This window comes from Mesorhizobium sp. (assembly GCF_004962925.1).
Classification (GTDB): Bacteria; Pseudomonadota; Alphaproteobacteria; order Rhizobiales; family Rhizobiaceae; genus Mesorhizobium.
The window spans coordinates 1-12,842 of sequence record NZ_SUEO01000119.1 but is presented as its reverse complement, the minus strand read 5'-3'; the positions used below and the strand labels follow the sequence as shown (position 1 = coordinate 12,842).

Below are 12,842 nucleotides of genomic sequence, written 5' to 3'. Positions count from 1 at the left end.
TTCTTAGCCTGTGCTCTAACGATGAAGAAATCGAATGGAAAGAGCGCTTTTCAGCGCGAGCTTCAAATGAATGCCGGAACACGACATCTGTTTTAGGAAATTGCAGCCCAGAAATGCCGCTGGACCAGACAAATTCTTGCCTTGAAACCGAAGCTTCGGGTTTCTAGGGTTCCGCCGCAAGCATAAAGGAATCTCCATGCCCCGTTCTGTGATCGAAGCGATCGGCAACACGCCTCTGATCCGCCTCAACAAAGCCTCGGAAGAAACCGGCTGCGAGATCCTGGGCAAGGCCGAATTCATGAATCCGGGCCAGTCGGTCAAGGACCGCGCCGGCCTGTTCATCATCCGCGACGCCGAGCAGCGCGGGCTCTTGAGGCCGGGCGGGGTCATCGTCGAGGGGACGGCCGGCAACACCGGCATCGGATTGACGCTGGTCGCCAAGGCACTCGGCTATCGCACCGTGATCGTCATCCCCGAGACGCAAAGCCAGGAGAAGAAGGACACGATCAAATTGCTCGGCGCCGAGCTGATCGAGGTGCCTGCCGTTCCCTACAAGAACCCCAACAATTACGTGAAACTGTCGGGCCGTCTGGCTGAGCAGATGGCGAAGACTGAGCCGAACGGCGCGATCTGGGCCAATCAGTTCGACAACGTCGCCAACCGTGACGGCCATACACGCACCACGGCGGAAGAAATCTGGGCCCAGACCGGCGGCAAGGTCGACGGTTTCGTCTCGGCGGTCGGCTCCGGTGGAACGTTGGCCGGCGTCGCCTTCGGGCTGAAGGCCAGGAGCAAGGACATCAAGATCGCGCTCGCCGATCCGCTGGGTGCGGCGCTCTACAGTTTCTACACCAGCGGTGAGCTGAGATCCGAAGGCAGCTCGATCACCGAAGGCATCGGGCAGGGGCGGATCACCGCCAATCTGGAAGGATTCACGCCGGATTTCTCATTCCAGATTCCCGATGAGGACGCGCTGCCGATCATCTTCGACCTGATCCAGGAGGAAGGCCTGTGTGTCGGCGGCTCGACCGGCATCAACATTGCCGGCGCCATCCGGTTGGCGCGTGAAATGGGTCCCGGCCACACCATCGTGACCGTGCTTTGCGACTACGGCACGCGCTATCAGTCGAAATTGTTCAACCCGGAATTCCTGCGCCAAAAGAAACTGCCGGTGCCGGGTTGGATGGAACAGCGAAGCACAATTTCGGTGCCGTTCGAAAAGGTTGCGTGATGGCTTACAGGACGGACGCCCTGTTTCGCGACGACGCCTATCTCAGGACGGCTGATGCCGTGGTGGTCGCCGTCAACGATCGTGGCGGCATCATTCTGGACCGGACGATCTTCTATGCCACGTCGGGCGGGCAGCCGGGCGATACAGGCACACTCCAACGCGCCGACGGCAGCCTGATCGCTGTTGCCGCCACCATCACCGGCGAGACCAAGGATGAGATCATCCATTTGCCGCCGCCTGAGCAGGCGGTGCTTGAGGTCGGTGAGCCGATGAAGCTCGCCGTCGATTGGGAGAGACGGCATCTGCTGATGCGCATGCATACAGCCTGCCATTTGCTCACCGTCGTCTGCCCGTTCCCGATCACCGGCGCCTCGGTTTCCGAAGACGACAGCCGTGTCGACTTCGATATTCCGGATGCCGGCTTTACTAAGGACGACGTGACGGCCAGGCTGATGGAACTGGTGCGGGCCGACCATCCGGTATTCACCCGGCTGATCACCGACGAGGAGCTGGCGGCCAATCCGGGCTTGGTGAAATCCAAGAATGTTCGGCCACCCGTCGGCACGGGCAAGATCCGCCTGGTCTGCATCGGCGAGAACGCCTCGATCGACAGCCAGCCTTGCGGCGGCACCCATGTGAGGAGCACTGGAGAAGTCGGCGACATCCATATCGGCAAAATCGAGAAGAAGGGCCGTGAGAACCGGCGCTTTCGAATACGCTTTGGTCCGATGCCCGCGGCTTGATATATAGATTGCCAAAGGCGGGACAGGAGAAGAAGAATGGCCGAAGACAGTCCTTTCACCGTCGATGCGGACTGGTTGCAGAAGCGTCTCGGCGAGCCTGGCCTCACCATCGTCGACGCGTCCTGGTATCTGCCGGCGCAGAAGCGCGACGCGCGCGCCGAATATGACGCAGCGCACATTCCGGGCGCCCGTTTCCTGGATCAGGACGCAATCTCGGATCCCGATTCCCCACTGCCGCACACGCTGCCGTCTCCGCAGCATTTCGCGCAATATGTCGGTGCGATGGGTATCTCGGCCGACGACACCATCGTCGTCTATGACGGTCCGGGCTTCTTCTCGGCGCCACGCGCGTGGTGGATGTTCCGCGTCATGGGCGTGTTCCAAGTCTATATATTGGACGGCGGCTTCGACCGCTGGAAGGCGGCGGGACGGCCGGTGACGGCGGAGCCGACGAAGATCGCGCCTTGCGTTTTTCATGCCGATTTCGATGCCGCTCGCGTCGCCAGCCTTGCCGACATGCGCCGGATCGTTGGGACGGGGGAAAGCCAGATCGCCGACGCCCGGTCTGCCGGCCGGTTTGCCGGTACCGAGCCTGAACCTCGCGCTGGCATCCGCTCAGGACATATGCCCGGCGCGCACAATGTGCCGTTCTCGGCGCTTGCCGAGGACGGCGAACTGCTGTCGAAAGACCGCTTGCGCAAGGTGATCGAGGACGCCGGCATCGACCTGTCGAAGCCGGTCGTCACCTCTTGCGGTTCAGGCATCACCGCGGCGGCGATCACGCTGGCGCTCGAGACGCTCGGCCATACCGACAACAGGCTCTACGACGGCTCATGGACGGAATGGGGTGGACTTGGCGATACGCCCGTGGTGACGGGCAAGGACTGACGGTGATGGAAAACGGAGCGCTGGAAGACATCGAGGTCACGGTGACGTTTCTCGAAATGCATGTGCCGCCGGCCTATTCGCCGCCGGTGCCGTACAACCGCCAGATCGCGCTGCTGAAGACCAAGGACATTCCGCTGCATTTCTACCGCTATTTGATGGACCGGGTGGGTCGCAAATGGCACTGGGTCAACGTGCTGAGGCTGAGCGACGAGGAGCTGTCCGCAGGCATCCACCGCGAGGATCGCGACATCAGGGTCCTCTATCTCGACGGCGCCCCGGCCGGCTTCTTCGACCTCAAGCCGCATCTGCCGGAGGAAGTGGAACTCGCCTATTTCGGCATGATGGAGCACGCGACCGGGCAAGGCATTGGTCGCTGGTTCCTGGGTGCGGCGATCGCCGCCGCCTGGTCGCACGGCCCAAGGCGGGTGACGGTGCAGACCTGCACGCTTGATCATCCTGCTGCATTGCCGCTCTACCAGAAACTCGGCTTTGCACCGGTGGCGCAAAAGAAGGAGATCGTGCATCCGATGTCTTTGGCCGAGCGCTCGGCCAGCGTTATGCGACCGTGATTTTTCCCGAAAACTGAACTTGTTGTTCATCAATGCTTCAGCTTGTCTTCGCCATCTTGCCGGCACCATCAATGTGGCCGAGGCCGAAGGAGAAAAGACATGCTGACCCGACGCACATTTGCCGCCGCGCTGATTGCGGCACTGGCAACGCCGACCCTTGCCGCCGCCCAGGCGACCACGCCTTCGGCGGCGACGATCGAGCGTCAGCTCGAGGCGGCGCCCCGAGTTAAGCTGCGCCCGAACCAGCGCGTCACCATCCGCGAATTCAAGAGGCGGCCGGACCTGCGGCGCATGGCCCGCTCAATCGATATCCAGTCGATCAATTTCGCCTTTGGCTCGGCAGCCATTTCCAGCTCGCAATACGGCAAGATCGAAAATATCGCCGATGCGCTTCAGCGCATCCTGCGGCGCGACCCGGATGCCCGCGTGCTGATCGAGGGCCATACCGACGCTGTCGGCTCCTTCCAGTCGAACCAAATCCTGTCCGAACAGCGCGCCGCTTCGCTGAAGCGCACCCTGGTGCGCGAATTCGGCGTGCCGGGTTATGCGCTCGAAACCGTCGGCTACGGCGAGGAATTCCTGCTCGTGCAAACGCAGAACGAGAATTGGCGCAATCGCCGGGTGACGCTGCGCCGCTTCGACGACTTCATAAGGTAGGTCAGATACTCGACGCCTGACGAATCCCATTCTCAGTGTGGATCAACAGTCAAAAGAGAGCCCGGCTTGAATGAGCCGGGTTCTTTCCATATCGCTGGTCATTCAAGCCCAATGTGACGGCGCGAAAGGACCAAAACGATGACGATACGGGTGGTGATGGCCGGCGCGACAGGCTGGGTCGGCAAGGCGCTGGTTCCCGCAATCGGGGCGCAAGGCGACATGGCGCTGGCCGGGACCGTGTCACGCAGCGGCGCGGGGCAGGATTCCGGTCTGCTGGTTGGCATGCCGGCTAATGGCATCATCGTTTCCGCATCGCTGGCCGAAGCGCTGGAGGTGCCGTCGGACGTGCTGGTCGACTACACCAAGCCACATGTCGTGAAAGACCATGCGCTCCTGGCCATCGAAAAGGGACGGCACGTTGTGATCGGCACGTCGGGACTGGGTGCGGCCGATTTTGCCGAGATCGACGCCGCAGCACGCGCCAATCGTGTCGGCGTGATTGCAGCCGGCAATTTTTCGATCACCGCCACGCTGATGAAGCGGTTTGCTCTGATGGCGGCGAAATATGTGCCGGATGTCGAGGTCATCGACTATGCCAGCGCCAAGAAGCCCGACGCGCCGTCCGGCACCGCGCGCGAGCTTGCCGAAGCTCTGGCCGATGTCCGCAAGGCTTCGACCGCGCGGCCGGTCTCGGAGGTCTCCGGTGTGCCTGGAACGCGCGGCGCGGCGGTCGGTGCGGGCGAGGGGGTGCAGGTGCATGCGCTTCGCCTGCCTTCCTACATCCTGTCCTGCGAGGCGTTGTTCGGCCTACCCGACGAGCGGCTGACCATCCGCCATGACGCCGGATCGTCCGCCGCTCCTTACGTGGGCGGCACGCTGCTCGCTATCAGGCGTGTACAGGAGATCACCGGGCTGGTGCGCGGTCTCGACGCCCTGATGGACTGATCCAAATTGGCAGGAATCGGGTGGGATGCGCTGGCGCGGCGGCGTAATTTCCGGTCGACGACACCGGAGATTTCGCCATGACCATCCAGTTCAAAGCCTTGCCCACGGAAGATGTCAGAGCCTTGCAGCGCGGCGGGCCGGACGCCTACGGCCTCACACCAGAGCGGAAAATATCCGACGGTGACGGCGTGCCTTGCCGCCACTGCCTGAACAACGTGGCCGCCGGCGATGCCTATCTCATCCTGGCCTACCGGCCATTCCCGGGATTGCAGCCCTATGCCGAGACAGGGCCGATCTTCCTGCACGCCGAGGAATGCGAGCGCGCTGCCGAAGCCGAGGCGCTTCCCGAAATGCTCGAGAGCACCGACTACATCGTGCGCGGTTACGGCAAGGACGACCGGATCGTCTATGGCAGCGGCGGCGTCATCCCGACGGGCGCTATCGCGGCGCGGGCAGAGACTTTGTTCGAGCGCGACGACATCGCCTATGTGCATGTCCGCTCGGCGCGCAACAATTGCTACCAGTGCCGGATCGAGCGCGCGTAGCGATCCGGGCGGTATTCATCTGTCGTACGCTTGTCGCAATGTCGCGTTAGAAAAGCATTGTCGATCGATTTGCCGACCGCGGATGAACCGGCGGGAAGTCTCGACATCCGAGGAAGCGGGGCTTTGGCTCCGCTTTTTTGTTGCCCGCACTTCCGAGCAAAGAAAAAGCCCGCCGGAATGACCGACGGGCTTTGACTGTTGGCTGGACGGTTTTAGTTGAACTTGTACTTCGCACCGATACGGACGGTGTGGAACGAAGGCGTGGAGGTGAGGGTGTCATCCGGCGCCCCGATATCCGACGAAAAATCCTTCTTGGAGAACTGCGAATAGCGGTATTCGATGCCGACGGTCACGTTGCTGGACATGGCCGTTTCCAGACCGCCACCAACTGAGAAGCCGCTGGAGTCCCAATCGAGGATATCGCCGATCGGTGAGGACGCATTCAGATCGAAGTGCTGCCAGCTGTAGCCGCCGAGCACATAGGCGAGGGTTGATTCGTTGACTTTCAAACCGACGCGGCCAAGCACATCGAAACCGTAATCAGTATCCAGATTAATGGATCCGCCCGGGAGCTTCAGCTCTGAAGTCATGCCGGAGTAGCGAGCGTCAACCATGACGCCTGCCACCCAGCTGCCGAAATCGTGGTCGTAGCCGACGTTCAATTCGCCGAACACACCTTCGCCACCGAGCCCGTTGAACTCCAGGCCACCAAGCGGCGGAACTTTGATCTGATGCACCGACGCACCCGCACCGGCGGCACCGCCGACGTAGAAGCCAGTCCAGTTGTATGCAGGGGCCTCAAAAGAGGCGACACCGCCATTCTGGGCGCCAAAGCGATAGTTGGCCGCAACCTGGAACGTATGCCGCGACGTGTCCGTGTCGAGAACGCCGTCCGGTATATCGAACTCGGAAAGAATGTTCTGAGTACCGAAGCGGGTATAGCGATATTCTGACTTGATGGTCCAGTTGCTGTTGATGGCGGTTTCAACGCCAGCTCCAACGAAGTAGCCGCTCTGGTCCCAATCGAAGTCAAAACCCGCGTTCGTGTCGAGCTTGTACTTCTGCCAGGAATAGCCGCCGAGCACATAGCCTAAAGTGTTTGGCGTGAAGAGGTAGCCAACCCGCAAACCAGCGTCGAAACCGTAGGTCTCGCGGATCGAAGCATCCAATCCAGCAACATCGAGCGTGGTTTCAATGTTGCCGACATGAGCATCCAAAAGTCCGCCGATCAGGAAGCGCGGCGACACCATGTAGTCGTAGCCGACGGTCAATTCACCGTACACGCCTTCACCACCAATGCCGTTCAACGAGAAGCCAGGAAGGAAATCGCTGCTGAGCTCGTGGACATTGGCGCCGGCGCCAACGCCAAAGCCGACATAGATGCCACTCCAGTTGAAGCCCGACGGCTCGACGACCGGCACAACCGCGTCGGCGGCATGAGAAACCGATCCGAGCGCCAGAACGGAAACCGCGCCAAGAAGAACAGATTTTGCGAATCTTTTGCTGATCATTGCCCCACCCCTTTGAAACCCAGCACGTCTCTAGCAGCAGCTCATGCTGGTCGCTGTAACAAAAAAGTCACAGGAGGGGCAGATTGCAAGCAAGGCGAGCAAAACCGGTCAGCTAGGACGTGAACAGCTGAGATTGGTACAGGCATCGGCCTGCGCTCGCATCGGTGTGAGCAACCGCTCAGTGGACTCGGCACGGGAGCCGCCTGCTCCAAGAACTCGGTGCGTTTGGGCGGAAAAACTTAGCTACTTGACGAAGTTTTCGCTTGCGCCACCGGCTAATCGGGCGATAGTTAGTGATATGGCTAAGCATGATCTTGATCTCTCGCTGGTCTTCCACGCGCTGGCTGATCCGACCCGCCGGTCGATCCTGACCCGCCTTGCCGAAACACCTGCGCGGGTAACGGATCTAGCTAGGCCTACGGGACTGCGGCTGCCCACGGTGATGCGGCACCTTTCCGTGCTGGAGGAAGCAGGATTGATAACCACGTCCAAGGACGGGCGGATACGCACCTGCGCGATCGTACCGGAGGCTCTGGACTCGGTGCGGACGTGGCTCGATGAACAGCGGGCCATCTGGGAAGCCCGCCTCGACCGGTTGGATGCATTTGTGATGAATGTGATGAAGGAAAGCGAAGAATGACACAGAACCTTGCTACAAACAGTGCGACCCGTGCGGTGCCTGATGATAGGAAGGGCCGCTTTGCGACGCTCACCTTCGAACGGGACGTGGCCGCGCCATTGGCAGTACTGTGGCAGGCTTGGACGGCCCCGGCTGCGCGGGCGATCTGGGCTGCGCCATCGCCCTCGGTCACCGTGGAGTTCTTGGAGGCCGATACCAGGGTGGGTGGACGTGAGGTCTCGCTCTGCAAGGTAGAAGGCCAGCCTGACATCCGCTGCGAGTGCGGCTGGCTGGCGTTGCAGCCGGCGCTGCGCAGCGTGAACTACGAGGTGATCTCGTGCGAAGGCGTGACGCAATCAGCAGCGCTGGTGACGGCAGATCTTTCCGGTACGCACGAGCGCAGCCGGCTGGTCGTGACGGTGCAGCTTTCATCGCTGGCGCAGGACATGGAGGCAGGCTACCGGGCTGGCTTCGGTGCCGGCCTGGACAACCTCGCGGGCGCGGCTGAACGGGCCATGGTGCTGCAGCGGGTGATTCAGGCGCCGCGGTCCATTGTGTGGGGCGCGTGGATGAACCCTGAAACGCTGCCGCAATGGTGGGGGCCGGAAGGCTTCTCCTGTCGAACGAAGAGGATCGACTTGCGAGCGGGCGGCGAATGGGTATTCGACATGATTGCGCCTGACGGCACGGTCTTCCCGAACCACCATCTTTATAACGAGGTCCGGCCCGAGGAGAGGATCGGCTACACGCTGCATTGGGGCGAAAACGGGCCGAAACATGCCGACGCTTGGGCCTCGTTCGAGGATCAGGACGGGGCAACGAAGGTAACGCTGGGCATGGTATTCAGCACGGATGCCGAGTTCCAGGAGGCGAAGGGCTTCGGTGCGGTGGAACTGGGACTGCAAACTCTGGGCAAACTGGAACGCTTCGTCGCATCCCGCTGAAATGCTGCTACTTCCCGTCGGTTCGAATTAGGGCTTGTGGACGAGGTCCTCATTCATGTCGCGCCCGTCCTCATCAGCGACCGCATCCGCCTTAGTCAGAAGGGCAGAAGACCGAGGTCCCGGAAGCGGGGCAGATCACCAACATGCGTTTCCGCTTCGCGGGATAGGGCCGAGAATTCACTAAAGGGATACACGAAGAGGAGGGTTGTATGAGAAAACTGATCATATGGGACATGGTGACCGTCGACGGCTTCTTCGAAGGTCCGGACAGGGACATCAGCTGGTTCGTCTTCGAAGAAGAACTCGAGAACTACATTCGTGAGACCCAGGAAAAGGCCGACACGCTGATCTTCGGCCGCGTGACCTACGAGCTCATGGCAGCCTATTGGCCGTCCGAGCAAGGCTGGATCGCGGACTTCATGAACAAGATCGAGAAGGTGGTCTTCTCGCGCACGTTGAAAAGCGCCGACTGGAACAACACGAAGCTCTTCAACGGCAATATCGCGCAAGAAGTCTCCAAGCTGAAGACCAGGGACGGCGGAGACATCTTCGTGTTCGGCAGCGCCGACCTCACGGCGACCCTGATGGAGCACGGCCTGGTCGACGAGTATCACCTCGGGATCAACCCCGTCATTCTCGGGATAGGCACGCCGCTCTTCAAGGGCGGCCCGAACCGGATACCCCTGAAACATCTGAAGACGAGGACCCTCAAGTCAGGTGTTGTCATCCTCCATTACGCGCCGGAGAGCAGACAATGACGATCGATCCGCTCTTTCCCGTCTTCGGCGGCGAAGGGGCGTAGCCGCCGAGGGCGTCGGCGGCTCTGTCGGGGAGGAATCAGCGGCGGGCTCAGGCGGCGAGAACGGCCTTCGGCTCGACCAGTTCGTAGCCGAGTGCTTCGGCCACCGCGCGGTTGGTGATCTTGCCCTTGTGGACATTCAGGCCGTTGCGCAAATGATGGTCGTCGACCAGCGCCTTCAGCCCCTTGTCGGCGAGTTGCAGGCCATAATGCAGCGTCGCGTTATTGAGCGCGTGGGCCGAAGTGACCGGCACCGCGCCCGGCATGTTGGCGACGCAATAGTGAATGACGCCGTCGACCTCATAGGTCGGCTCGGCATGGGTTGTGGCGTGCGAGGTCTCGAAGCAGCCGCCCTGGTCGATGGCGACGTCGACCAGCACGGAACCCTTCTTCATGCCCGACAGCATTTCGCGCGAAACGAGCTTCGGCGCGGCGGCACCTGGAATCAGCACGGCGCCGACGACGATGTCGGCGGAAAAACATTCCTCTTCCAGTGCCTCGACGGTCGAGTAGCGGGTGTGGACGCGGCCACTGAAAATATCGTCGAGTTGGCGCAGGCGCGGGATCGAACGGTCGATGATGGTGACGTCAGCGCCAAGCCCAGCCGCCATCCGGGCGGCATGCAGGCCGACGACACCGCCGCCGAGCACAGTGACCTTGCCGGGCAGCACGCCGGGCACGCCGCCGAGCAGCACGCCGCGGCCGCCATTGGCCTTCTGCAGCGCGGTAGCGCCGGCCTGGATCGACAGGCGGCCGGCGACTTCCGACATCGGCGCCAGCAGCGGCAGGCCGCCGCGGTCGTCGGTGACTGTCTCGTAGGCGATAGCCGTCACGCCCGAGGCCAGCAGGCCCTTGGTCTGCTCCGGATCCGGAGCAAGATGGAGATACGTGTAGAGGATCTGGCCGTCGCGGAGCTGAACCCATTCATTGGGCTGCGGCTCCTTGACCTTGACGATCATGTCTGACTTGGCAAACACGTCGGCGGCCGTCTTGGCGATGGTGGCGCCGGCGGCGCGATAGGCGTTGTCGTCGGCGCCGATGCCGGCGCCGGCGCCGGTCTCGACCAGCACTTCATGGCCATGCGCGACATATTCGCGGACAGAGCCCGGCGTCAGGCCGACGCGGTACTCATGGTTCTTGATTTCCCGGGGGCAGCCGACGCGCATCTTCTTCTCCTCCTGATCCAGCCCTTTGTGGGCATGTTCCCTGTCTAGAGATAGTGAACCACGAATCATCCCGTAAGTGTTTGCGAATGCGCTTGCGTAAGAGGGAGCGGTTCGATAATCGTTGCGCAAAATAGCTGGATTGCCGCAGGAATCCCGAAAAATGCCGCTCGACAGGATCGATATCGCCATTCTGGAGACGTTGCAGAAGGATGGGCGGATCCCCAATGCGGCGCTCGCCGAGAAGGTCGGCCTGTCGCAGTCGGCCTGCTCGCGGCGGCTGGACAATCTGGAGAAATCCGGAACCATCCTCGGCTATCACGCCCGGCTTTCCAATGCCGCTCTTGGCCACCAGATGACGGCGATCGTGCATATATCGCTGTCGGGGCAATTCGAGAAGACATTGTCGGATTTCGAGGCGGCGATAAAGCGCTGCCCGAATGTCCTGTCCTGCCACCTCATGTCAGGCGAATACGATTATATCCTGCGCATCGCTGCGAAGGATCTCGTCGACTATGAGCGCATCCACAAGGAATGGCTGTCGGCGATGCCGCATGTGACGAAGATCAATTCGTCCTTCGCCTTGCGCGAGATCGTCGACCGGACGGCCGTGGGGATGAAGCCGGAACTTGCCTAACCCTCGAAGGCCTCTGTCACCACCCGGTCCATCGGGATGTCATGCGGCTGCGGGTAGATGGTGGCGATGCGCTGCAGTTCGTAGCCGACACCGATGACCAGCGGCTTGAATGGCATCGCCGCCAAGGTGCGGTCGAAGAAGCCGCCGCCATAACCCAGGCGAAATTGTCCCGGGTCGATGCCGACGATCGGCGAAATGACGATGTCGGGCAGCACCGGATCGCCTTCAGCCGGGATCGGGATATTCCAGACGCCCTTCTCCAGCCGGTCGCCCGGTGCGTAGGCGCGAAAGATAAGCGGCCGGCCTTTCTCGATGACGACAGGCAGTGCGGTACGGCCACCGCGCTCATTGATGGACGCCATCCATGGCCGCAGATCCGGCTCGCCGCGGAACGGCCAGTACAGGCTGACGATGCGGCTGGCGATGTCACCGATCACGGCGTCGAGGCTTTCGCCGATGCGCTGCGACATTGCCGTCCGCACGTCAGCCGAGACAGCGAGGCGGACTGCAATCAGCCGCTCGCGCTCGGCCTTGCGCCATCGTTTGACGTCGGTCCAGTCGGATAGGGGCGCCCGGAATTCCGGGTCGAGCTCGTGCATGAAGCAAGGCGGCGAAGAATAGTCCGCCCGACCGTCGTCATGATCGCTATCCAAGTTCCACTCCCGTCGTCTGTTTCGACGAAATTATACCCGCCGGCAGAATGGGGGCATGTACATTCGCGACATCTTAGGGCGGGCAGTCGGCAAAGTCGGATGTTGTTGCAGTGCACAAAACTATCTACATCAGCCTTGGCGAAATTGCTCTTCCGGAGTGAATGAGATGAATGAATCCAGCCATCATGTCGTTGTCGTCGGGGCGGGCTTTGGGGGTCTCGAATTCACCCGCGCGCTTGCCGGGGCGCCAGTGCGCATCACCATGATCGACAAGCGCAACCACCATCTCTTCCAGCCGCTGCTCTACCAGGTGGCGACCACGGCGCTGGCGACCTCGGAAGTCGCCTGGCCAATCCGCCATCTCCTGCGCAAGCGCAAGGACGTGACGACGCTGCTCGCCACCGTCAGCGGTGTCGACCGCGCCGGCAAACGCGTGCTGCTCGATGATGGCAATGCGGTCGCCTACGACACGCTGCTGCTGGCCACCGGCGCCCGCCACGCCTATTTCGGCCATGACGAATGGGAGCCTTTCGCACCAGGGCTGAAGACGCTGGAGGACGCCACCACCATTCGACGGCGCATTCTGCTCGCCTTTGAGCAGGCCGAGCGGGAAACCGATCCCGCCAGGCGCCAGGCGTTGCTGACGCTGGCGATCGTCGGCGGCGGACCGACCGGCGTGGAACTGGCCGGCACCATTGTCGAACTGGCGCACGACACGCTGCGCGGCGAGTTCCGCAACATCGATACGCGGCAGACGCGCGTGGTGCTGATCGAGGCCGGCGACCGCGTCCTTCCCAATTTCGCGCCGGAACTCTCCGATTACGCCAGCAAGGCGCTCGAGCGGCTCGGCGTCGAGGTCGAACTCGGCCGGCCCGTCACGCGCTGCGATGCCGAGGGCGTCGTTTTCGGCGATACGCACCTCCCGGCCAGGACTATCC

15 protein-coding genes are annotated in these 12,842 nt (G+C 61.9%); 12 read left to right on the top strand and 3 right to left on the bottom strand.

Annotated elements, in window-relative coordinates:
- The first annotated feature begins 196 nt into the window (after positions 1–196).
- The 7 genes from E5W87_RS21770 to E5W87_RS21740 all read left to right on the top strand — a co-directional run bounded on the left by E5W87_RS21770 (position 197) and on the right by E5W87_RS21740 (position 5,578).
- Positions 197–1,231, top strand: coding sequence for a cysteine synthase A (locus tag E5W87_RS21770; RefSeq protein ID WP_292402054.1), 1,035 nt, complete (start codon positions 197–199; stop codon positions 1,229–1,231).
- Positions 1,231–1,974 (top strand): alanyl-tRNA editing protein, encoded by a 744-nt coding sequence (locus E5W87_RS21765; protein ID WP_292402052.1) that lies wholly within the window; start codon positions 1,231–1,233, stop codon positions 1,972–1,974. Before E5W87_RS21770 ends, E5W87_RS21765 begins: the two co-directional genes overlap by 1 nt.
- 36 nt (positions 1,975–2,010) lie before the next feature.
- Positions 2,011–2,862, top strand: coding sequence for a 3-mercaptopyruvate sulfurtransferase (sseA, locus tag E5W87_RS21760; protein WP_292402051.1), 852 nt, complete (start codon positions 2,011–2,013; stop codon positions 2,860–2,862).
- 5 nt (positions 2,863–2,867) lie between these two features.
- Positions 2,868–3,431 (top strand): GNAT family N-acetyltransferase, encoded by a 564-nt coding sequence (locus E5W87_RS21755; RefSeq protein WP_292402048.1) that lies wholly within the window; start codon positions 2,868–2,870, stop codon positions 3,429–3,431.
- Between the two features lie 99 nt (positions 3,432–3,530).
- Positions 3,531–4,088, top strand: coding sequence for an OmpA family protein (locus E5W87_RS21750; RefSeq protein WP_292402046.1), 558 nt, complete (start codon positions 3,531–3,533; stop codon positions 4,086–4,088).
- A 138-nt stretch (positions 4,089–4,226) separates the two neighbouring features.
- Positions 4,227–5,033 carry a 4-hydroxy-tetrahydrodipicolinate reductase gene (gene dapB / locus E5W87_RS21745; protein ID WP_292402044.1) on the top strand — a complete coding sequence of 269 codons (807 nt, stop codon included), beginning with the start codon at positions 4,227–4,229 and terminating at the stop codon, positions 5,031–5,033.
- Positions 5,034–5,110: 77 nt separating this feature from the next.
- Positions 5,111–5,578, top strand: coding sequence for a DUF1203 domain-containing protein (locus tag E5W87_RS21740; RefSeq protein WP_292402042.1), 468 nt, complete (start codon positions 5,111–5,113; stop codon positions 5,576–5,578).
- Between the two features lie 212 nt (positions 5,579–5,790).
- Here E5W87_RS21740 and E5W87_RS21735 read toward each other — a convergent pair whose 3' ends face one another.
- Positions 5,791–7,089, bottom strand: a complete 1,299-nt coding sequence (locus E5W87_RS21735; RefSeq protein WP_292402040.1) for an outer membrane beta-barrel protein — start codon at positions 7,087–7,089, stop codon at positions 5,791–5,793.
- A 298-nt stretch (positions 7,090–7,387) separates the two neighbouring features.
- Here E5W87_RS21735 and E5W87_RS21730 point away from each other — a divergent pair, with 298 nt between their 5' ends.
- The 3 genes from E5W87_RS21730 (at position 7,388) to E5W87_RS21720 (ending at position 9,410) form a co-directional block, all read left to right on the top strand.
- Entirely contained in the window at positions 7,388–7,729 is a 342-nt protein-coding gene (locus tag E5W87_RS21730; protein WP_292402038.1) for a helix-turn-helix transcriptional regulator, read from the top strand.
- Positions 7,726–8,652 carry an SRPBCC family protein gene (locus E5W87_RS21725; RefSeq protein WP_292402036.1) on the top strand — a complete coding sequence of 309 codons (927 nt, stop codon included), beginning with the start codon at positions 7,726–7,728 and terminating at the stop codon, positions 8,650–8,652. The genes E5W87_RS21730 and E5W87_RS21725 overlap by 4 nt, the downstream gene beginning before the upstream one ends.
- 209 nt (positions 8,653–8,861) lie before the next feature.
- Entirely contained in the window at positions 8,862–9,410 is a 549-nt protein-coding gene (locus E5W87_RS21720; RefSeq protein ID WP_292402034.1) for a dihydrofolate reductase family protein, read from the top strand.
- 91 nt (positions 9,411–9,501) lie between these two features.
- Here E5W87_RS21720 and ald read toward each other — a convergent pair whose 3' ends face one another.
- Positions 9,502–10,617, bottom strand: coding sequence for an alanine dehydrogenase (ald, locus tag E5W87_RS21715; RefSeq protein ID WP_292402032.1), 1,116 nt, complete (start codon positions 10,615–10,617; stop codon positions 9,502–9,504).
- Positions 10,618–10,777: 160 nt separating this feature from the next.
- Here ald and E5W87_RS21710 point away from each other — a divergent pair, with 160 nt between their 5' ends.
- Positions 10,778–11,251, top strand: a complete 474-nt coding sequence (locus tag E5W87_RS21710) for an Lrp/AsnC family transcriptional regulator (RefSeq protein WP_292402030.1) — start codon at positions 10,778–10,780, stop codon at positions 11,249–11,251.
- On the opposite strand, the gene E5W87_RS21705 is transcribed toward E5W87_RS21710, so the two are convergent.
- Positions 11,248–11,904, bottom strand: a complete 657-nt coding sequence (locus E5W87_RS21705) for a 5-formyltetrahydrofolate cyclo-ligase (protein ID WP_292402027.1) — start codon at positions 11,902–11,904, stop codon at positions 11,248–11,250. The two genes, E5W87_RS21710 and E5W87_RS21705, sit on opposite strands and share 4 nt — an antisense overlap.
- Positions 11,905–12,070: 166 nt before the next feature.
- On the opposite strand from E5W87_RS21705, the gene E5W87_RS21700 reads away from it, so the two are divergent.
- A partial coding sequence (locus tag E5W87_RS21700) for an NAD(P)/FAD-dependent oxidoreductase (protein WP_292402025.1) occupies positions 12,071–12,842 on the top strand: 772 nt, incomplete at its 3' end.